Below are 21457 nucleotides of genomic sequence, written 5' to 3'. Positions count from 1 at the left end.
GTATAAAAACGATTCATTTTCAAACGTAAAGAGGTCACTCCAAAACTACAAACTGTTTTGAAGAGACCTCTCCTTTTTGATATATGGCTTATCTAAATTTATTTTCTTTTAAGTTTCTTAAACTGCATATATTTAACCTTGATTCCGGCTAAAACAACTTCTAGTTTAATATTATATGCACCCTTGTCTAACTTAACCTTGCAAAGTTTTTGAGTAATCCAGTTCCCGTCTGTACCGTTTGTCTGAATAACTGCCATGTTCTCGCCGTTTGCATTTACATTTACAGTAGACTGAGCTAAGTTTGATTTCTCAAATGCAATATTTACAATGATTGTGTATTCTGCATCTTCTTCTACAATCATTGTTGCTTCCTTGCCACTGTTGAACATAACCTTGTTGTCTTCTGCTAAGTTAAACTGTTCATATTTTGCTTCACTTACAGGAACTGAAGGATAATGTTTAGCAACATCTGTGTCAACTAATTCTCTTTCAATTACCTGTGCGTTAAGGATAAAGTTGCAAATGTTAATTGCTGCTCTTTGAAGTTCTCCAACTGTTAAAGTTCCTGCTTCAACAGAGCTTTCTGTGTTATCGTTGTTTGAGTTTACTTCTGCACCATTGTTATTTACAACCATGTATACATCATTCTGTGAACGAACCATGTCTCTTATATCCTGATTTGATTCTTCTCCACCGAAGGCAACGTCGTTCATCTTTGCCCACCAGTCAGTCATTACAATACCTTTGTATCCCCATTCTCCACGAAGAACTGTTGTACAAAGGTCATAGTTTGATGCAGCCCAATGTCCGTTAATAGGATTGTAACTTGTCATAAGAGTCATTACAGTGCCTTCTTTTACAGCCATTTCAAATGACTTTAAGTAAATTTCTCTAATTGCACGTTCTGAACAAACAGCGTCAACCTTAAATCTATGTGATTCCTGTCCGTTTAAAGCAAAATGCTTAATTGTTCCCCAGGTACCACCATCCTTAATACCTCCTGTTGAAGCAACTGACATTGTTGCTGAAAGGTATGGATCTTCTGAATAATATTCAAAGTTACGTCCGTTAAGCGGATGTCTGTGAATGTTTACACCAGGTCCAAGTAAAGTATCTACCTGATTTGCTCTTAATTCTTCACCTTCCATTGTGTAAAGTTCTCTTACTAACGGAGCATTCCATGAAGCTGAAAGAGCTGTACCAATTGGAAGCTGTGTAGCTTTTCCATCATATCTAAGACCACTTGGTCCATCTGCACAACACGCTGCAGGAATTCCATAATTAAATAATGCATCTGAAATTCCACCAAAAGCTGAAGCTGTACCCTGAGTTACTCTAGGGTTACTCATACCTTCACCTCTTACAATCTGTGCTAATTCTTCAACTGAAAGCTGAGCCACAAAATCTTCAATTGTATTCTTTCCTTCATATACATCCTGAAGAGTAATTCCCTTATCACCTGTAAGTTCCATTGTTTTTGGTAAATTATCTTCAATTCTCTTTACCATGTCTACTGTTGGCTTCTGTGAAGGGATATATTCTTTTTCAAAAGTTCCATCAGCTTTCTGTTTGCCCGGTTTTAAAATAGTTAAGTTCTCATCATTTGGGCAACAAACTTCTGATAGCTGTTCTGTTAGTACTAATTCTTCAACATTGTATGTAAGAACTTCTTTTACGTTTCTTACACTATTACCTACATATATTGCATAGTCACCTGCTTCTAAAACGTAGCATGACTTATTTCCTGTAACTCCACTGTCATCATAAGAAGCCATATCTTTTACAGCAAATTCAATGTCAACTGTCTGACTTTCTGATGGTGCAAGTTTATTTGTTTTCACATAAGCACATAATTCCTTTGCAGGCTTTCCTAATTTACCCTGAGGTGCACTATAATAAACCTGAACAACTTCTTTTCCTGAATATGTATCACCTGTGTTTGTAACTTTCACCTGAAGTTTAACTTTTTCCTCTTCAACCTTTGCAGATAAAGTTTCTATACCAAATGTTGTGTATGACTGTCCGAAGCCAAATTCATATACAACCTTTTCAGGTGCAAAAGTTTCGAAATATCTGTAACCAACATAAATATCTTCTTTATAAAGATTTTTAAGTGGATCTCCGAAATTCTCATGTGATGGGTAATCTTCAAGGTTCTCAGCAATTGTGTCAGGTAACTTACCACTTGGTGTTTCTTTTCCTGAAAGAACATCCACAACTGCATTGCCACCTTCCATTCCGCCTGACCAAACGTATGCTACCGCCTTAATCTTACCGTTAAACTGTGGATCATTAACCCACTTCATATCAATAATGTTAGAAACATTTAATATAACTACCACATCTTCAAATGCTTCCGTTATATTTTTAATATTTGCTATTTCTTCTTCTGTTAGTAAATAACTTCCCGCACCATTATAGTTATCTTTGTCTTCTCCGGCTGTACGTCCAATAATATAAACAGCCTTGTTTGATACCTGCGCCTGTTTCTTTGCGTACTCTACAGTAATGTCCATGTCTTTCTGGAACCAAGGCTCGCAAGCCCAGCCGCCGCCACCATTGTCAAATGGATGGTCCTTAAGCCATTCTACATAACCATTTGCAAGTTCTTCATTAATATTAAGATTGCTTTTTTTGAAACCATCTATAATATTTGTAGCATATTCTACCTGAACAGCTCCACCTGAACCGGTTCCGCTTCTATAATATTCTAACTGTGGTCTACCAAAAACTGAAATCTTATCCTCTGTTGAAAATGGGAGTACATTGTCCTGATTCTTTAGTAAAACAATGCCTTCAACTGCCGCTTCTCGGCTTTTTTCTGCGAATCCCTTAACAGGAACGCCCCTTAAATTCTCGCTCATTCAATTTTCCTCCAACTTTATTATCCCTTAACATAATTAAATTCAATGATTTCTTCATTAAAAATCTCACGCTAAATATCTATAAATCACTATATCATAGGGAAATGGGAATTACTAGATTTTATGGGCAGAAAAATGTTTTTATTAGCGTGAATTTGCCGCTTTTTTGAAAACATTTTTATTTCTGTTTTTTATTAGAGTGAAAAGGCATTATACATAATGTCAGTCTGTAATTGTAACGTTTTTATTTTTAAACACAAAATACTTTTTATTACTTTTTTTCAAGAAATAATGTCGCCAGAGACATTATTAGTGCCGAATGTGTGCCTGTCTTTTCTGTTTTTTGGTGCCCTTTGTTAATTGAGTACCATATTCCTTATATTGTTCAACATTATCATCCGTTAATTCTTCCTAATCAAATTCTGTCCTAATTGCGCTAATCCCAACACTGTATTTTTATCACGCACGATATTTTAACACTATAAAATCTTTTTCCCATATTTAATATAAAATTTATTGGATAATTATTATAAATTTTCAAACTTTTTTTGGTTATGTTTACCCTTTGTAATTTATTGCTTTAACGCGCTAAATAAGTTAAAATTAAATTACTATGTGTAGTTAATTTTTCAAAAAATTTTACTACAAAATGAACGTAGGAAAGGAACTTAAACAATGGGAAAATATTTTCAAGAAGATATTGAAACTGCCTCAAGAGAGCAGATTAATCAATGGCAAAACGACGGACTTTTAGATGTAGTAAAAAGAGTATATGAAAACGTACCTTTTTACAGAAAAAAAATGGAAGCTGTAGGAGTTACTCCTGATGATATCAAGTCAATTGATGACATTTCAAAATTACCTTTTTTAACTAAGGATGATTTAAGAGATGCTTACCCATATGACTTAGTGGCACTTCCTCTTAAGGATTGTGTGCGAATTCATTCAACTTCAGGTACAACCGGAAAACGAGTAGTTGACTTCTACACACATGGAGATCTTGACAAATGGGAAAACGGTTGTGCAAGAGCAATTGTTGCCGCAGGTGGTTCAGACGAAGATGTAGTTCACGTCTCATACGGTTATGGACTTTTTACAGGTGGTGCTGGATTAAACGGTGGTTCTCATAAAGTTGGAGCCCTGACTCTTCCTATGTCATCAGGGAACACAGACAGACAGCTTCAGTTTATGACAGACTTAGGTTCAACTATTCTTTGCTGTACACCAAGTTATGCTTCATATTTGGCAGAATCAATTGAAGAGCGTGGAATCAAAGACCAAATCAAGTTAAAAGCCGGTATTTTCGGTGCAGAAGCATGGTCTGAAAAAATGAGACACAATTTGGAAGAAAAGCTTGGCATCAAAGCGTACGATATTTACGGTCTAACAGAAATTGAAGGGCCAGGTGTTGCTTTTGAATGTGAAGCTCAGGAGGGCATGCATATTTGCGAAGACTATTTTATTGCTGAAATAGTTGATCCTGATACACTTGAACCACTTCCTGATGGAGAAATCGGCGAATTAGTATTTACAAGTTTTGCTAAGGAAGCCTTTCCACTTATCAGATACCGTACAAAAGATATTACATACATTACAAGAGAAAAATGTAAATGCGGACGTACACATGCAAGAATTCACAGACTTATGGGGCGTTCAGATGACATGCTTATTATTAAAGGCGTTAATGTTTATCCTTCACAAATTGAGGAAGTTCTTATTAAACAGGGCATGCCTGCAAACTATCAGCTTATTGTTGACCGCGTAAACAATAGCGATACAATGGAAGTTCTAGTTGAAATGACTCCTGAAATGTTCTCTGACACAATTAGCGACATTGAAACAAAAGAAAAAGATATTGTTGCCGCCCTTAAGAGCATGCTTGGAATTTATGCAAAGGTAAAACTAGTAGAGCCAAAATCAATTACTCGTTCAGAAGGAAAAGCTGTTCGTGTTATTGACAAGAGAAAAATTTAATATTTTAGGAGGTCAGTTATGTATATAAATCAGATTTCAGTTTTTATAGAAAATAAACCAGGCAACCTTGCCAAGTTTACAAACTTTTTAGCAGATAATCACGTTGACATGCGTGCTTTTGAAATTGCTGATTCAAGCGATTTTGGTATTATTAGAATAATTGTAGATAAGCCCTTAGATACGCTTACATTGTTAAAAGATAACGATTGGATTTGCAATCTTACACAGGTTGTTGGTGTGAAAATTCCCGATGAACCAGGTGCCATGGCAAAAACAATGAACATTCTTGCAGAAGCTGGTGTAAGTGTTGAATATGTTTACACATTCCTTGCAAGAGGAACTGACGATGCACTTATGGTTTGTCGCGTTAAAGACAATGACAAAGTTGCAGCCATTATGAAAAAGAATGGCGTGAAATTAGTTTCACAGGAAGATCTTATGAAGATGTAATGGTTCTTCAAGGTAATATAGAGGGGCGACCTAATCGGTCACCCCTTGTTTATTATTAGTTCAAAAAAAGAGACACCGCTAAGTTTTTAACCTTAGCAGCATCTCTTTTTTATTGCTTTACGTTTTTGGGGGATTCCCTAATATTAGTTATTTTCTTATTTGTTCTGCTCTTTTTCGAGCTTTTCCTGTTTTTTATTTTGCTCTAATTTCTTTTTGGCTTTTTCTTCCTGACGTTTCTTCTTTTCTTCTGCTTTCTTTGCCTTCTCCTGGGCTAGTTTCTGCTTCTTTTTCTCAATCGCTATTGTATCCACAGTACCTGAATTAAGTTTTTTACATGCAGAATATGTATAATTGCGTCTTGTTGAAAATTTTCCAAAAGTTGAGCTTTTTGTTGCAAACTCATGCATTTTTGCTAATCCATTTTTGTCTGCATTCAACTTGTCTGTACCTTTGAAATAATCTATTGTCTGTTTTGCCACTTCTCTTGCCGTATTAGGGCTCTGCCAAAACATATCTGCGAAATATACAACAAGTGCCGGATTTTTTAATTTATATGTATTCTTTGCAATACTTACAATGTTATTAACGTCTTTTTTCACCTGCGATTTCTGAACCGCAACGCCATTTCCACTTCCAAGAAGTGCTTTTACAGCCGTAATTTCCTTGTCAGTAAATTTACGCTTTGTACTTTCCCAGTTGTCTGATGAAGTGATATCTGCAATAAATTTCTTTGCATTTTCTTCTCGCTTTTTGCCATAATAAACGCTTTTTGCAAGATTAAATGCTTTATCCTTATCAGCAGCATATATTTCCTTCAAAAGATTGTGAGCTCTCTCGCCATACCACTGCCATGCGCCAACAGTAATTGTCTTTTCGCCTGCGAATCTTGACAACTTGTTTCTTGCGGCTCTAAAATCTCCCGATTCATTACGTGAAATCAAAGAAATTGATGCGTCAACCAAGCTATTGCCCGTTGTACCAACACTTGCATTAATTGCCTGCTTCAAAGCCTGATCTAAAGCTTCCTGCTCTTTTTTCTTCTCTGCTGCAATATACTCTTTATATGCTTTCGTGGTCATTGCCTTATGAGATTCGATTCCAATATTAATTTCTTTCACCGAAACCCAACCTGTTACAGTTTCGCTTCTTTTAATTTCTGCTTTCTTATAATCCTTGGAAAACTTAACAATTGGGTACTCACTATTCTTATAGCAAACACCAATTACAGTGCTTTTGCTTCTCTCACTGTTTCTTAAGTTTGTATTTCCTTTATGGAAACTTGCTGTAACGTTTTTATTTTTCAGCAAAAAAGGCTCTACTTCTTTGTCTACCAATAAATTTTTTTCACCAATATAGCCTGTTACTTTTCCTGATTTTATTTTGTAAAAATTGTTAGAATACTCAATTACTTTAACAGCCGAATTGTTTTTGATATAGCCTGCTGTTTTTGACTTTTTATTATCCTCTGACTTAATCTTTGTAAAATCGTCATCCCTTGAATTCTTAACAATTCCTAAATCTTCTACTTTTAATTTATATTTATCAATTTTTGTTAATTTTTTCTTTTTGGAATTTTTCTTGTAGAACTTTATAATCTTCTTCTCTGATACCTTGTCTACTTCAAAAACGCCATCATCGACTATTTGATTCTCAGATGAATGTTCCAATACCTTCTGAGTTGTGGATATAGTATGAGTATTTGCCGAAACTGGTACGGAACATATAGTCATCGCTGAAATAGCCAATATACATACTTTCTTTCTCATTTATAACACCTCGATTTACTATTATAGAACTCTTTTTTTCAAAAATCTATAATAGATATTTTTTTAACAAAGTTTACCAAAAAAGAAAACATCTTTCGCACTTCAATAAGTTTGAAAAATGTTTCCTTTGTTATTATTTCAATGTTTTATCTTTATTTGTTTACCTTAATTTTTACCGTTACAACTTTATATGTTGATTCATATTTTGAGTTTCCTGCTGCTACCACCTTAACTTTTATCTTATATGTTCCTTTCTTCGTGCCTTTCTTAATTAAGATTTTTCCACTTTTTTTATTTATTGAAAGTTTGGACGATGATCCCTTTTTTATTTTTATATAATTTACTTTTCCTTGAGCATTCTTGACAGTAATGGCTTTTACGATTTGTTTTTTCTTTTTAAGTTTTTTCTGCTTAACCTTTACCTTTTTTGTTTTTACAATTATGGATTGTTTTATTTTTTTTGGAACAACGTAACTTTTATTATTAAAATCAAGTAATTTACTAAATTCATATTCTTCTGCTATTGTATAAGGTCTTTCCATAAATCCATCATAGAAATCCCCACTCCCATTCATATTATGGCCTGCTGTATAAGTTTTCCCATCTAAAGTGGTATATATTGTATGTTCCTGAACTGCTACATCCTTTACTTTTTCTGCCACTAATCTTGGCTCTTTAATTATATATGTAACCGGATCTATTCCTGACTGTCCATATAAACTGCGACCTGTCATGTATAATTTATTATCTATTGTTATGTATGCCGAATCATCTCCTCCCGCACAGGCTTTCAAAACATTGTCTGCCACTTTGGTTGGTTTATATACCTGAACATAATCTTTGTCATAAGCTGTTTTTCCATTCATAAGCTGGCAATAGTCATTTTTTCCCCAGCTATATAATGTGTTGTCATTTTTTACTGCTAACACATAATCCACACCACATGAAACTGTTCTTACATTTTCTAAAACCTTAACCGGTAAATTTACATTAACAGATTCATTATTATTTCCAATTCCTAACTGACCGTTTGTGTTATTTCCAAACATATAGAGTTCATTACTTTTATTAATTGCAGCTGTGTTTCTACAGTAGGTAGAAAAATCTCTAATTCCATCAATTAATTTTACAGGTTTTGTAACGTAATCTCCACTATACTTGTTAGTCAATTTACCTGAGTCTGAACTACCAACTCCCCATAAGCTACCATCTTTTTTCAAATATATGAAATAGCCTTCACCTGCACCAATTTTTACTACATTCGTGTCCAATTTGACAAATTCTTTACTTATCTGCGTAATTCCATGTTTTCCGTTACCTAGTTGTCCATAATTGTTCCTGCCACAAACCCACATACTTCCATCTTTTTTTAATATTGCAGTAGAATAAAAATATCCACAGGCAACATCTACAACATCTTTTTCACTATCTGTAAATCCCTGTTTAAACATAGATGTTTTCCCTATTCCAAACTCTCCATATTCATTCATCCCCCACATGACAAGCTGTCCATCTTCCTTTACCAATCCTGTATGTGTTGTTCCTACACTCATAGAGGTTGTAGTGCTATTAGCAAACACTGCAGCGTTTGTCGAAAGCATCAAAACTCCCACTACAATAAATGTAATAATTTTTTTCATAAAAATTCCCTCCTTAAATTTAATCCGTATCTATACTATATTTTCATTGTATCATATCACCTATTTCTGATACAATATAATAATATAGCTTTTGTGTACTGAACAGTTGCATAAATAAATTTCTGATTAACCTTGCGTGACTTAACAACCTTATCTATACTATTTTCACCATCCCCACTCTTGTAGTATTTAATTGTGTCCTGTAAAAGATTTCCTTTTGAATCAATTACCTCGCTATAGTTTTTCTTATCAGCTCCTAAAATGTTAAGGTTATCAAAAATTTTTACATCTGTAACCTTACCTGTTAGGAGTTTATTTTCATCATCAGCCCCACTTTCCTTAAAGCTGTTACCAACCTTAGCTAAATTAACTTTAGCCTTATCTACACTTGTAACTTCCGCTGTAGCATCTGTAGACTCGAGTTTTCCCTGAGCCACACTGTCACTGTAATCTTCAACCGCTCTGTCAGCTACTTTTGATTCAACAAGTTGTACACCTTCGGCTATTTTAACGGCTTCATCTTTTGAAATATCTTCACCTAGATTTAACTGGACTACATAATACTGTTTTTCAAAATTAATGTACATTATCTTATCCATGGAATAACTTTCATCATTCATTTTTGCTCTGGCTCTTGCCAATCTATTTTTTACAGCGCTTTCTGTTGTTTTCAATATCTCGGCAATATCCTTAACTTTGTAACCATCTAAATAATATAACGATACGCAAATACGTTCATTTTCACTTAGATGTCCGATTGCATTGTACAAATCCGTATAATCCTTATGCTCTGTCGTCTGACTTTTCATCATATAATCCTCTAATGACACTACTCTTTTCTTCTGTCTGATAACGTTGTAGCACTCATTTATTAGGATTCTCACTAACCATGTATCTACATATTCCTCTGACTTGAGTGTGTGGATCTTACTAAAAGCCTTAACAATAGTCTCAGAAATTGCATCTGAACAGTCTTCATCATCAAAAAGCATTGACTTTGCTATATGATACAGTTTTTCCTGAGACTCGATTATTGTCTCACCTAACTTTTCTTTTTTCATACTGTTTGTACGTCCTTCCTGATGATCATCTTTTTTTGTATACATTAATTAGACGGTGTGGGGTGGAAAAAGGTCTCGAAAAAATTTCAAGGGGTTGAATGCAAAACTAACTTCTGATTTGCATACAACTTATTATCTCATAAAATTATTTTTTTGTGATATTTTTTCCATTTGAATTGTTGTATTATTAGAAAGATCTTTCAAGACATTAAGGAGGAAGTCCTGTGGACATACAATTATACAATCAGATCGTAACTAAACATGCCAATACTGTATTCAAAATTGCCTACAATTATTGCAAAAACAAATATGATGCAGAAGATGTTGTGCAGAATACTTTTTTAAAATTATTACAGCGCAAGGATGGCTTCACAGACGAAGAACATATAAAACGCTGGCTTATTCGTGTAGCCATAAACGAGTCAAAGAATATGTGTACTTCTTTTTGGCATAAAAGAATTGTATCCTGGGATGAATCTGTATCAGATGCCGAATTTTCTTTTGAAGACGAAAAAACATCAACGCTCTACGATGCAGTAATGAATCTAAATTCAAAGTATAGAATCGTGGTTCATTTGTATTACTACGAGGGATATTCCATAAAGGAGATTTCTCAAATCCTGCATATAAAAGAAACCACTATTCAAACTAGATTAATGCGTGCAAGAGCTCAATTAAAAAACAAGTTGAAAGGAGATTGGTTAGATGAGTAATTATAAAAAAATGTTTGACGAAATTAATATTTCCGATGACTGTTTAAGAAAGGTAAGAAATATGGAAGCAAAAAATAATAAAATCAAAAACTTTAGATTACGTTATGCTGCTGTAGCACTAGTTCTTATAGCTTTATTCGCTACATCAAACGTTGTGTCATATGCAGCTACCGGCTCTAGTATTACCAAAAACATACAGGTAATGCTAACAGATGAAAACGGCAAAAAGACAGAACTAAAGGAAACAGAAAAAGGGAAATACATTTATAAAAGTAACGATGAAGAAATGGAGGTGAATGTAAACAAGGATACTATTGAAGATGAAAGCATGGATGTAAATGTAAATATGGATAAAAATAAAAATGAAGTAAACATGGAAATAAATAGTTCGGAAAAATAATACCTCACTACTTATTGATTTTTATTTTTACTTGTTTATTTTGTGTAAGCATTTGAGAAAAATCAATAAGCACGCGGCATTCGCAAAACGAATGCCGCTCAATAAAAGAAGAGACAGACTCCCGTTTATGCAAGCATAACGGGTTGCCTGTCTCTTCTTTTATTGTGACGCTTTGCTCAAAGCTTCGCGATTATTCTACTGTATATGGCATTAATGCGATATTTCTAGCTCTCTTGATTGCTGTTGTAAGAGCTCTCTGATGTCTAGCACATGTACCTGTCATTCTTCTAGGAAGAATTTTTCCTCTTTCAGATACGTATCTCTTTAATGTTGCTACATCTTTATAATCGATTGCCTTATTTTCGCTTGCACAGAATGCACAAACTTTTCTTCTTCTACGACCGCCTCTTCTTCTCATTGGAGAATCTGGTCTTTCACTCTTATTATATGGCATAACTTGACCTCCTAATTTAATTAAAAGTTGAATGGTAATCCTGAATCGTCTACATTATCAGGAATGTTCATAAAACCATCTCCTGCTGGAGCTGTTGGTGCTGACGCTGCAGGTGCCTGAGCAAATCCTGCGTTATTATCAGACGCTGCTTTGCTTTCTGCAAACTCCTGATTTTCTACAACTACTTCTGTAGTGTAAACTGTCTTACCATCTTTGTCCTGATAACTTCCAGTCTGAATACGACCTTCTGCTACGATTTTAGTTCCCTGATGGAAGTACTTTTCTGCAAACTCACCGCTTCTACCAAATGCTACACATCTGATAAAATCTGCTGTCTGCTCTCCATCTCTTTTGAATCTTCTGTCTACTGCTAATGTATATCTAGCAATAGCTAACTGATTGTCACCTGATGTTGAATATCTAACTTCAGGATCACGAGTCAAACGACCCATTAGTATAATCTTGTTCATATTAAATACCTCTCTATCTTAACTATGCTTCTACTGCAACAGTCATGAATCTAAGGACATTTTCCATAATACGAAGCTGGCTTTCTATTTCGCTTGGAGCGTTTACATTATCAGTATCAAATGTGATGAAGTAATAGTAACCTTCTGACATCTTCTGGATTTCATAAGCGAATTTCTTCTTTCCAGCGTCATCAATGTTAGCAATAGTACCACCAAACTTTTCAACAAAAGCTTTTACCTTGTCAAGTTCTGCAGTTCTTCCTTCTTCTTCAAGTTTTGCACTAATAACAACTGTCATCTCATATTTGTTCATGCGTTTACCTCCTTTTGGTCTCTGGCCTTTCTACCTATAAGTAAAAAAGCAAGGAAAAATTATTTTTTTCACGAATATACATAATAACATAAAAAAGCCCCTAAATCAAGGGCTTTTCTACATTTTGTTTAATTTTGTGTATTTAATTTTCAATTAATTATAATTAAAACTTATTTAATTATAATTAATTGGTTGAATGCAAAACTAACTTCTGGATTGGTTGCATAAAACAGAACTTCGAAATTATCTTAAGGTATTATTCCGAAATTATCTTTTTTACACTTTTTTCAAATGTTTTCCGCGGAATCATTACTATTCTATCACATCCACAGCACTTCAACTTAAAATCCGCCCCTGTTCGTATGATTTTCCACTGATTTGTTCCGCAGGGATGGCCTTTTTTTAGCGTTACTATATTTCCAATATTGTACTCCACTATTTAACTACCCTTCCTATTCCAACAATGTGTTTTGTGTTGTTATAATTTATTGTCTTACCGCCTTTTTCTACAACTTTACCATTTCCGGCATACATTGACACATGGTAAATATCTAATGTTCTTCCAGGTGTGCTATACATTACCGCACTATTGTAATCGCCATAGAAAATAAGGTCACCAGGTTTCATATAGTTGTATCCTATATAGCCGTAGTATACTATCTGATTTTTACCTTTTAAGTAGTCAAATAACTCTCCTGCTGTATATGCCCAGGAAGTGCTACCCAACTTCTTGTTGTAATTTTTGTATACCTGATATCCCTTCCATACTAATGATGAACAATCATAATACCCATACTGCATACGTTTTCCCTGATTGTATTTCCAAGTATTAACGATTTTCTGTGCTTTAGAAATTATTGTTTTCATACCTGTGGCTGCAACTTCCACACGATATGTCTTTGTATAGCTACCAAGTTTCACATCTACAAATGTTACCCCTGAACCTTTTCCTTTGATTTTTCCGTTAGCATCAACTGTTGCAACTGCAGTATTTCTACTTTTATATGTAGGTGTAAGGCCTGTAATGCCGTCAATTTTAATCGTTGTTGTTTTCTTCTTTGCTAAAACAGCTTTAATTGACTTAAATTTAGGATTGTAAACTGTGTAATTTACATTATATTTTTTCCCATCAACAGTTGCCTTAATCACACCTGAACCTGCCTTGTTTCCCACTATGCTGGCTTTATTGTGATATTTTACAATAGATACATGCGGTGCATGTGACATATCCCATGTTATCTTACTGTATTTCGAAATTCCGGAAAAAGATATGTACTGCTGTCTGTTCGCTCCCATGTTAGGTCCCATTAGCACAAGATTCTTTGTGTTAATTCCGGGTTTTGTTACATAAACGGTATTGTTATATGTTGTTGTTTTTCCTGTCTTATCTGTTACTGTAGCCGTAATAGTTGTTTTTCCTGTTGTTCCTGTTTTGGCACCAGCCACTATTACGTTGCTGTCATTGTTTGGCTTTGACAATATTTCATCATCCTGAGTAGACCAAACGCATTTTTTTACGTTATCTGAATCTAAATTTGCAATCTTAAATCGTATTATCTTATTCTTAGCCCATGTAATTCTTTCGTATTTTATATTGTTCTTAGTTGTTAAACGTCTAATTGCTGTAGTTTTTTTGCTAACTGAATTATCCAAAGCTGTCTGATTTTCTTCATTTGGAGTAACTGTAACTGTGCATGTTGCATATCCTTCAGAATTTTCTGCTGCAATGGCTACTGTTCCCGGATTATGCGCCTTTATTAATCCATTTGCATGAACTGTTGCAATGTGATCATTGTTTGAAAAATACTTAACTGTTTTGGCTGAGGTTGGCTGTAACTGATATGTGCTTCCCTCTACCAAACTTACATTATAAGTATTTAATGTAACTCGTTTTGAACTGTCAGGAACTGTAACCTGACAATAATAATTTTTCTTTTTATAAGTAGCTTTAATTGTTGCTGTTCCGTAATTAACGGCTTTCAATTTACCCTTTTTTGATACGGTAACTGCAAACTTGTTAGAAGTTTTCCATTTAATCTTTGCATTTTTTGGTGCATTGACAATTTTTAATTTATGCTTCTTTCCTTTTAGTAATGTTATCGCTGACGTTGACATTGAATATGTTGTTGCCGCCTTTGCTTTGTATGGAACATTACATAAAGTTATAACCATTGCCAGCACTAAAACTGCGCTTACACATTTACTGATTATTGTTTTTTGTTGCTTCTTCTGTTTGTTTACCTGTTTGTTCGTTAGTTGTTTCATTTGTTTCGTTTTCACCTTGCACTTTCCACTCTTCTATACTGCGTATTCCTGTTTCATTGCTTTCGTCATAAAATATCTCGACTTTACTTCCCGGTTGAACAAAAACAATTGTTTCATCATCAGAAAACTTCATCTTATATACATTACCGACATTACTTGTAATGTACACATAGGTTTCTCCTGACATATTTATATATTTAATATCCTTAACAGTAACCTGCTCATGCTTGTACTGTTGTTCAATATTTTTGTACTTACCTGAACTTGTTTTTACACCATTTTCTTTTATAAGTTTTCTGTAAGTATTTAATGTATCTTTTTGACTTGTTCCTGTTGCTACAATGCTGTATTTTTTTACATCAACCAATGCATATTGTTTTACAAGATTTCCTTTGTCCTTCAACACCATAAAATAAGTTGGTCTTCCATCAATGTTTATTAAAGATGGAAATGCTGCATCATAGCCAAGATTCTGTACCTGACCTTCTGCGGCTTCCATGGCTGAAAACTCTTCTGCTCCTGCCACGTTAAAATATTTTGCCTTGCCCGTTCTGGCATTAACCATTACAAATCCAATATTTGAAGAATCATCTATAACAGAAGTTACTCCTGTGTAAATCCAAACATCATTGTCAATTACTTTGTAGCCATAATCTTCCGTTGCTTTCTTGCAATCCTTTTGACCGATTACGCTATTAATAAATCCGTCTGCCAACATTCCATGCCAGTTATACTTCTGCTCAATCAAATCTCCATCATATACTCTGTCGACCCACTTAGGCACATCGTCTAAATCATATTTCTTAGTTTTGCCTGTACATGGATCACAGATAACAACGCCATTTACATCCATACCACCAAACATGCCTACTCGCGCAGTCATTGTAGGGCAGATATAATATGGCTTGCCATCTTCATCTAACTCAAAATAATAGCCTTCAAATATTGCTGTTGGATATTTAAATCTTAAATGTCTTTCCAAATTGTCATTAAACCAGCCAGATTCTGTGTATTTAATTGGCTTGTCTAATTTTACATAATTAGCTTCAAATTTAACAGCATCAACTAATACATAACCTGGTATTCCGTTTTTTCTATTATTAAACCATTTGAAAAAGCCTGCATATTCCAAAGATGCCACTTTCATCGGTTCACCTTTTAATGCAATTTGGCTATAATCACTTCCAATCTCATACTGACTTACTACATCTGATAATGCTCCGATAGCTCTTTGTCCAACTACCTTTGCACTATCTGTGTCCATTAAAGCTACGTCTGTTATTGTATCTGTTTCTTTAATAGTATCTTCAAATTTTGTGTTCTCTATATCTATTAAAGATGAATATCTGCCTGCTTTAAATATCTTTGCAGAAATTACATTTCCAATAATTACAATTATTACTGCCAACAAAATAATTATACCAAATATCTTTGATACAATATTGTACTGAATTTTTGCCTCTTCAAAATTAGGAATTTTAAATGTGAGCAAAAAGAATGCTACTATAAAGAATCCCTGAAACTCCCAAAACTCCATAGAATGAATATTCAATGGTGGGAGAAATGCATAAAATGCTAAAAACTCAATAACTGCTACTATAATAAATGAAATTACTATTTTCTTAATTGGTGGTTTAGTCTTTGAAACAAAACCTCCCGCTGTATTTCTTCCATATCTTCCTACAAACATATAACGTTTCCTTCCCATAATAATCGGCAAATTCTGTTTCTAATTTTAGCCCACTATTTTAATGATACCACAGCAGTACACTAAAATCCATAGCAAAGAATATCGTTTTTTAGCGGAACGTTTTTTGTGTAATAAGAAATTACGAAGGATTTTTTTATTACAACCGAGTAGGCTGTCTCCTACTCGATTGTAGCTAGCAGACATCTCAAAGCATAGCGTTTCGATGTTCTTACGCCCGGCAAATGATATTTCGTGCAAGCACGATATCGCTTGCTGGGCTTTTGCTACAAAAAAAAGAACCGCTCACATGAACGATTCTCAAGAGGCGCAAACCAGATTTGAACTGGTGATCAGGGTGTTGCAGACCCGTGCCTTACCACTTGGCTATTGCGCCTTATATTTAGAACCCCTTTATTATATCAAGGGTTCTTGTTATCGTCAAGAAATAAAATTCTTAACGGAAGTGACTCCTACGGGAATCGAACCCGTGTTACCGCCGTGAAAGGGCGATGTCTTAACCGCTTGACCAAGGAGCCATATAAAGCTGTTTGTTTCTTAACAGCTTTAGTAGTCTATCAAATGTATTTTTATTTGTCAAGAGTTTTTTATATTTATTTTTATATTATTTTCATTGTTATAATCTTTATTCTTAGCTGAAGATTCCGCTTATATAATGCTGAATAATGTTGTTGTCATAAATCAGACTTAGCAATCCATTCTCTGATATTCCTGTACAAATCTGCTGTCCCCAACTTGTTGCGCTGAATGCTGTTACAACAATGCAGGCAATCCATATAATTACTAATGATTCACCTAAACCTATTAATGCTCCACCAATAGTGTTGAAAGTTCTAAGAACAGGTAACTTAGCGATAATATCTAAGGCATGAACTACAATCTTCACAAGAATTGTTAATATAACAAATAAAATAATAAAGGTAACTGCATTCATAACCATATCAGTTAAAGACTCAGCTATATATTCTGAAAAAGTAGTTACTTTCAAACTTGCGTAACTTTCTTCAGTGTTATTTTCATTAAGCGTTGCTTTTATTTCCTTTGGTAAAGGCAATTTTTCAATAATTTTCTTTTGAGCACCAACACCTGTTTGTGTTACACTTTGTGCCGATGATTCTATGTTATTACTAACATATTCCTCTATTGTGTTTTGTATGCCTGTATAAATTGGTGTTGCTTTCAACAACTGCTTAGTTGGAGGGGTCAAAATATTAACCAATAATAAAACTACTACTACTGATATAAGCGAAAATGCCATCTTAAGCATTCCTCTTTTTAAGCCGATTGCCGTCATTGCAACCATAAATATACCTACTATTATTAATAATGTATTTCCCATTAGTATTCTCCTTAAAGAAATTTCCTTTTCTTTTTGTTATTCCGTTAATCTGATTTTTTAAATTATTTTGTTCTTTATCTTTTCCCTTATCTTTTTTTGATTCGTTCTTATAATTTGTATAATCTATCTTAAACAACTTTATAAGATTTTTCTGTTTTCACACAATTAATTTTTTATTTTAATTTAACTTTCTGTATTTTTGACTTTGTCATAATAAGAAAAGTTCTTGAACCATCAATTGGAATAATTGCATTTACTGCTCCATTAAATGTCACCTTAAACTTCTGAACTCCATCAAAAGATATAATCTGACAGTTCATGTCATCGTACATTAAAACATTATCCCCTGAAAAAGAAACGTTATCATATTCTAATTTGATTTCCTTTTCCATTTTTTTGTTTCCATTCAAGTCATAAACCTGTATTCTGTATGGGAACTTACTATTAGTATTTTTTAGAATCACGCCCACATACTGGTCACTATAAAATATTTTCTGAATCTCTTCATTTATTTTAACATCTTCCCTTAATGAAGGTTTATTTTTAAATCCATACAAAGACAGAATGTTCTCACCTGCTGCTACAACATCATCGTTTGTCACAAATTTTACCGTAGGTACAATAACCTCTTTGTACTGGTCAAACTCTCCCACTATTTTGTCAGTGGAATTTTTACCTGCATTAGAAAAATTGTAAAACACAACTCTGTTACTCATAGAACCGTTATTGACAGTTATATATGATACTGCCATTTTGTCCCCATCTTTTGATATTGAGAAATCAAGAGGGTATCCGTTTTCATCTAAAAGGGTTTTGTGAATAACCAACTTATTTCCGTCTCTGTCATAAACTTCTATATAATTGGCATCTTTATCTTCTGACAAAACAGCTATAACGCCCTGCTCTGCAACTTCCACTTTCACAATTGGGAAATTAGTTGTTACCTTTCCCTGATTGCCATCCTGATTATATATGTAAACATCATTGCTGTTTTTGTCGGCAACAGCTATATAATCTCCACATATATCTACCATTGGAGACTTCATCTGAAAAGCTTCATTCCAAACAGTACCATCATCATCAATATAAGAAATTCCATCTCCACTATATTTGATTACGAAATCCTTATAAGATAAATATTTACTTTCTGTACTTCCATCAATCTTAATGGAATTAATTACCTTATAGCCATCGTAACTACTATATCGTTTATACAAGAATATACCAATAACTGCTACGATTGCCACCAAAACGCAAATTGCAATTTTTATTGTAAATCTATTTGTATGTTTCTTTATTACCTCTATAAAATTAAAATCTAAATAAGACTTTTTAAACTGTCTTACTTTATCAGAATTTTTATTACTCTGTGCCACAATCTCACTTCCTATCTAAAATCTATAAACGATTATACAATAAGTTTTGGATTATGGCACTATGTTTTTTATGGTAATAAAATTTTCTGACCTTCAATAATTGTATAGTCATCATCAATATCATTATATTCTTTTATTTCATCTACCATTTTGCTCGTTCCATAAACTTTCATACTAATATCGTATAGGGTTTGTCCCTTCTTTACCGTATAAGACATACCTGCAACATTGTTTACTTTTTTCGTTTTTTTAGAAGAATCATTAGCTGCATTCGCTTCCTTCTTTACACTGCTATTTGCATTTTCGTTTTCCAATTCATTAAAGTTCTGCTCACTGTTATTTTTTGATGAACTATTTTGCGAACTGTTGTTTTGTATTTCGTTTTTTTGGGTTCCGGTTTGAGAAGAATCACCCTGGTTTTTACTCTTCTGATTAATATTTTCCTGATTGTCGTTTTCATCTTGCATATCTTTACTCACGCCATCAGATTGTACACCATCCTTTTCACTTACTTTGTTGTTTTTATCTAAATTGCTATTGGTAGCACTTTTGGATTTGTCTTTACTATCTTCTAAAATTTCCTTTGTTTCCTCACTGTTACTATTTAATTGTTGATTAACCGCTCTTGCTTCCTCATTCATGCTGTAGCCGGATAATGTTTGTTTTATGTTTTTTAGTTCTCCATAATTATTTAGCATTACAACCGTTGATAGCAATAATGCTATAATTAATAGACTACTTATTCCATAAGCAACTCTCCCCTGCTTTCTGTTGCCACTTTCTTCTTTCAGTATTTCTCTAAAGCTTTTTGGTCTGTTAATATCTCTTTCTTTTATTTCTACATGTTCACTACCCTTGATTGTCTTATGTTGATTTGTGCCGCCCGCCCGCATATTATTTCTTTGATTTTTAAAAGTTGCTGCTAACTTTCCACCCTTTGTGCCAAGCTTGTTTTTATTTTGGTCTATTAGATTTTCGTTTTTGCGGGTTGAATTTTGGATTGAATTCTGATTTGCATTCTGACTTGAATTATGCGATGAATTCCCGGCCAAGTTTTTTTTCAAATCATTATTCACCAAATTGTCATTGGTTGCTTTTTGTTTTGAAGTTACCCCCTTACTATTTTCTTTTGCTACATTATTCTCATTACTTTCATTTTTCTCATTATTTAAACTTTTAATATATTTCTTCATTTTTTCATTTCTCTCATAATAGATATAGTATCCGGATTGCTTTTCTAAGTTCCCTTGCTTGCACATATAGAAATTTTCATCATTTTCAGTTCTGTCTGTAAGAAAACAAACTTTATCATTGCCTGCGAAGTTATCTAAATGCAGTTTGCGTATGCCTTTCAAATCATCCCGAACTCTATATGGTACTGAAACAAACCATCCAACAATATTCATTTTAGAGAAATATTTTTTTATGTCTTTATATATTGCTGCCCAGATGTCATCATTGAAAATCAAACTATTTTCTATCACTTCCCTTACTTCTACCATTCCCTTAACAAAAACATATGTATTTCCATTTTTTCTTTTTATTTCCCCAAGTAAAACTCCATAATTTACATCTTCCTGTTTTCCTGTTCTTTTCTTTAAATTTGTTATAACATTATCCTCAACGTAAATTTTTTGATTGGAATTATTTTCACCTATTTGGCGTATGTTTTTAGGAATAGTTACATTTCCCTGTTCCTCAGACTCTTTGCTACTATATACCATCTCTATCATGGGCCCCTCCTTTTCTATAATACCCAATGATAATAGCACATAGGCTCTGTTCTATTTTGTCAAAAACAGTTTGAACCCTTGTAAAAGTTTGCGACAAAAAAGACACTGGGAATACACCAGTGCCTTGTTAATTACAATTTAATCTTTATAACTCCACAACCTGACCTAAAACTTCACCTATCGGTTGATTTATTACAAGGTCTGCTCTTTGATCTTTTTGTGTTTTACTCTTATTAATAAGAACAAGCTTATTTCCTCTATAGTAATCCACAAGACCTGCTGCCGGATATACCGCCAGTGATGTTCCACCAATAATTAGAACATCAGCCTTGGCAATTGCCTCCACTGAAAGTTGTATTGTTTTCTGATCTAATCCTTCCTCATATAACACAACATCTGGTTTGATAATTCCACCACACTGACATCTTGGTATGCCTTCCATTTCATAAACCTGATCAAAACCGTAGAATTTTCCACAATCCTGACAATGATTTCTGTGTACTGAGCCATGTAATTCGTATACGTTTTTGCTACCTGCCGCCTGATGCAAACCATCTATATTCTGAGTAATCACTGCTTTTAATTTTCCCATTTCCTCTAATTTGGCTAAAGCTTTATGAGCCATATTAGGTTCTGCACTAGGAAAAAGCATCTTATTTCTGTAGAATCTATAGAACTCCTCCGGATTTCTTCTATAGAAACTGTGGCTTAAAATAGTTTCCGGTGGATATGCATATTCCTGATTATATAATCCATCCACGCTTCTAAAATCAGGTACTCCGCTTTCTGTAGAAACACCTGCTCCACCAAAAAATACAATATTATCGCTTCCATCAATAATCTCTTTTAATTTCTTTATGTTTTCTTCCATTATAAGCACCTCTTTTTCTTGTTCTGTTACTCACTCTCAAACAACTGGTTTACATTAAGG

18 protein-coding genes and 2 tRNA genes are annotated in these 21457 nt (G+C 33.8%); 4 read left to right on the top strand and 16 right to left on the bottom strand.

What is annotated here, in order from left to right; genetic code table 11:
• Positions 1-98 precede the first annotated feature (98 nt).
• Entirely contained in the window at positions 99-2864 is a 2766-nt protein-coding gene (locus DW006_RS04845) for a glycoside hydrolase family 3 protein (RefSeq protein ID WP_117999290.1), read from the bottom strand.
• A gap of 675 nt (positions 2865-3539) precedes the next feature.
• On the opposite strand from DW006_RS04845, the gene DW006_RS04840 reads away from it, so the two are divergent.
• Both DW006_RS04840 and DW006_RS04835 read left to right on the top strand, forming a co-directional pair.
• Positions 3540-4838 carry a phenylacetate--CoA ligase gene (locus DW006_RS04840; RefSeq protein ID WP_117999289.1) on the top strand — a complete coding sequence of 433 codons (1299 nt, stop codon included), beginning with the start codon at positions 3540-3542 and terminating at the stop codon, positions 4836-4838.
• Between the two features lie 18 nt (positions 4839-4856).
• Positions 4857-5288, top strand: coding sequence for an acetolactate synthase (locus tag DW006_RS04835; RefSeq protein ID WP_117999288.1), 432 nt, complete (start codon positions 4857-4859; stop codon positions 5286-5288).
• A 155-nt stretch (positions 5289-5443) separates the two neighbouring features.
• On the opposite strand, the gene DW006_RS04830 is transcribed toward DW006_RS04835, so the two are convergent.
• The 3 genes from DW006_RS04830 to DW006_RS04820 all read right to left on the bottom strand — a co-directional run bounded on the left by DW006_RS04830 (position 5444) and on the right by DW006_RS04820 (position 9755).
• On the bottom strand, positions 5444-7054 hold the full coding sequence (locus DW006_RS04830) for a hypothetical protein (protein WP_117999287.1): 1611 nt from the start codon (positions 7052-7054) through the stop codon (positions 5444-5446).
• Positions 7055-7206: 152 nt separating this feature from the next.
• Positions 7207-8694, bottom strand: coding sequence for a hypothetical protein (locus DW006_RS04825; protein WP_117999286.1), 1488 nt, complete (start codon positions 8692-8694; stop codon positions 7207-7209).
• Positions 8695-8750: 56 nt separating this feature from the next.
• Entirely contained in the window at positions 8751-9755 is a 1005-nt protein-coding gene (locus DW006_RS04820; protein WP_117999429.1) for a sigma-70 family RNA polymerase sigma factor, read from the bottom strand.
• Positions 9756-9979: 224 nt separating this feature from the next.
• Here DW006_RS04820 and DW006_RS04815 point away from each other — a divergent pair, with 224 nt between their 5' ends.
• Together DW006_RS04815 and DW006_RS04810 are read left to right on the top strand one after the other, a co-directional pair.
• A complete protein-coding gene (locus DW006_RS04815) occupies positions 9980-10468 on the top strand; it encodes a sigma-70 family RNA polymerase sigma factor (protein WP_117999285.1) in 489 nt (162 codons plus the stop codon).
• On the top strand, positions 10461-10868 hold the full coding sequence (locus tag DW006_RS04810; RefSeq protein WP_117999284.1) for a hypothetical protein: 408 nt from the start codon (positions 10461-10463) through the stop codon (positions 10866-10868). Before DW006_RS04815 ends, DW006_RS04810 begins: the two co-directional genes overlap by 8 nt.
• Before the next feature lie 190 nt (positions 10869-11058).
• Here DW006_RS04810 and rpsR read toward each other — a convergent pair whose 3' ends face one another.
• From rpsR to DW006_RS04750, 12 genes are all read right to left on the bottom strand, one after another.
• Positions 11059-11322 carry a 30S ribosomal protein S18 gene (gene rpsR / locus DW006_RS04805; RefSeq protein WP_022165696.1) on the bottom strand — a complete coding sequence of 88 codons (264 nt, stop codon included), beginning with the start codon at positions 11320-11322 and terminating at the stop codon, positions 11059-11061.
• A 20-nt stretch (positions 11323-11342) separates the two neighbouring features.
• Positions 11343-11792 (bottom strand): single-stranded DNA-binding protein, encoded by a 450-nt coding sequence (locus DW006_RS04800; protein WP_117999283.1) that lies wholly within the window; start codon positions 11790-11792, stop codon positions 11343-11345.
• Between the two features lie 22 nt (positions 11793-11814).
• The gene (rpsF, locus tag DW006_RS04795) at positions 11815-12105 is read right to left on the bottom strand and encodes a 30S ribosomal protein S6 (protein ID WP_022165694.1); all 291 of its coding nucleotides are present in this window, start codon (positions 12103-12105) and stop codon (positions 11815-11817) included.
• A gap of 256 nt (positions 12106-12361) precedes the next feature.
• Entirely contained in the window at positions 12362-12541 is a 180-nt protein-coding gene (locus DW006_RS04790; RefSeq protein WP_117999282.1) for a DUF951 domain-containing protein, read from the bottom strand.
• On the bottom strand, positions 12541-14370 hold the full coding sequence (locus DW006_RS04785) for an Ig-like domain-containing protein (RefSeq protein WP_117999281.1): 1830 nt from the start codon (positions 14368-14370) through the stop codon (positions 12541-12543). Before DW006_RS04785 ends, DW006_RS04790 begins: the two co-directional genes overlap by 1 nt.
• A complete protein-coding gene (locus DW006_RS04780) occupies positions 14306-16060 on the bottom strand; it encodes a hypothetical protein (protein WP_117999280.1) in 1755 nt (584 codons plus the stop codon). Before DW006_RS04780 ends, DW006_RS04785 begins: the two co-directional genes overlap by 65 nt.
• A gap of 323 nt (positions 16061-16383) precedes the next feature.
• Positions 16384-16454 (bottom strand) — tRNA-Cys (locus DW006_RS04775).
• 70 nt (positions 16455-16524) lie between these two features.
• Positions 16525-16596: transfer RNA gene (locus tag DW006_RS04770), tRNA-Glu, on the bottom strand.
• 113 nt (positions 16597-16709) lie between these two features.
• On the bottom strand, positions 16710-17417 hold the full coding sequence (locus tag DW006_RS04765; protein WP_022165691.1) for a CvpA family protein: 708 nt from the start codon (positions 17415-17417) through the stop codon (positions 16710-16712).
• A 173-nt stretch (positions 17418-17590) separates the two neighbouring features.
• Positions 17591-18793 carry a DUF5711 family protein gene (locus DW006_RS04760; protein WP_117999279.1) on the bottom strand — a complete coding sequence of 401 codons (1203 nt, stop codon included), beginning with the start codon at positions 18791-18793 and terminating at the stop codon, positions 17591-17593.
• Between the two features lie 68 nt (positions 18794-18861).
• Positions 18862-20526 carry a LysM peptidoglycan-binding domain-containing protein gene (locus DW006_RS04755; protein ID WP_117999278.1) on the bottom strand — a complete coding sequence of 555 codons (1665 nt, stop codon included), beginning with the start codon at positions 20524-20526 and terminating at the stop codon, positions 18862-18864.
• A gap of 145 nt (positions 20527-20671) precedes the next feature.
• Positions 20672-21397, bottom strand: coding sequence for an NAD-dependent protein deacylase (locus tag DW006_RS04750; protein ID WP_117999277.1), 726 nt, complete (start codon positions 21395-21397; stop codon positions 20672-20674).
• Between the last annotated feature and the right edge of the window lie 60 nt (positions 21398-21457).

Source organism: Eubacterium sp. AF36-5BH (assembly GCF_003460505.1).
Classification (GTDB): domain Bacteria; phylum Bacillota; class Clostridia; order Lachnospirales; family Lachnospiraceae; genus Eubacterium_G.
Note: the sequence above shows the minus strand (reverse complement) of the source record. Positions and strands in the feature narration are given on the sequence as shown.

Excerpts from the sequence above, each read along its gene's own strand:
- rpsR (WP_022165696.1), bottom strand. The coding sequence starts at position 11,322 with ATGCCATATAATAAGAGTGAAAGACCAGATTCTCCAATGAGAAGAAGA.
- rpsF (WP_022165694.1), bottom strand. The coding sequence starts at position 12,105 with ATGAACAAATATGAGATGACAGTTGTTATTAGTGCAAAACTTGAAGAA.
- DW006_RS04820 (WP_117999429.1), bottom strand. The coding sequence starts at position 9,755 with ATGAAAAAAGAAAAGTTAGGTGAGACAATAATCGAGTCTCAGGAAAAA.
- DW006_RS04810 (WP_117999284.1), top strand. The coding sequence starts at position 10,461 with ATGAGTAATTATAAAAAAATGTTTGACGAAATTAATATTTCCGATGAC.
- DW006_RS04785 (WP_117999281.1), bottom strand. The coding sequence starts at position 14,370 with ATGAAACAACTAACGAACAAACAGGTAAACAAACAGAAGAAGCAACAA.
- DW006_RS04755 (WP_117999278.1), bottom strand. The coding sequence starts at position 20,526 with ATGATAGAGATGGTATATAGTAGCAAAGAGTCTGAGGAACAGGGAAAT.
- DW006_RS04845 (WP_117999290.1), bottom strand. The coding sequence starts at position 2,864 with ATGAGCGAGAATTTAAGGGGCGTTCCTGTTAAGGGATTCGCAGAAAAA.
- DW006_RS04765 (WP_022165691.1), bottom strand. The coding sequence starts at position 17,417 with ATGGGAAATACATTATTAATAATAGTAGGTATATTTATGGTTGCAATG.
- DW006_RS04750 (WP_117999277.1), bottom strand. The coding sequence starts at position 21,397 with ATGGAAGAAAACATAAAGAAATTAAAAGAGATTATTGATGGAAGCGAT.
- DW006_RS04825 (WP_117999286.1), bottom strand. The coding sequence starts at position 8,694 with ATGAAAAAAATTATTACATTTATTGTAGTGGGAGTTTTGATGCTTTCG.
- DW006_RS04840 (WP_117999289.1), top strand. The coding sequence starts at position 3,540 with ATGGGAAAATATTTTCAAGAAGATATTGAAACTGCCTCAAGAGAGCAG.
- DW006_RS04830 (WP_117999287.1), bottom strand. The coding sequence starts at position 7,054 with ATGAGAAAGAAAGTATGTATATTGGCTATTTCAGCGATGACTATATGT.
- DW006_RS04780 (WP_117999280.1), bottom strand. The coding sequence starts at position 16,060 with ATGTTTGTAGGAAGATATGGAAGAAATACAGCGGGAGGTTTTGTTTCA.
- DW006_RS04800 (WP_117999283.1), bottom strand. The coding sequence starts at position 11,792 with ATGAACAAGATTATACTAATGGGTCGTTTGACTCGTGATCCTGAAGTT.
- DW006_RS04835 (WP_117999288.1), top strand. The coding sequence starts at position 4,857 with ATGTATATAAATCAGATTTCAGTTTTTATAGAAAATAAACCAGGCAAC.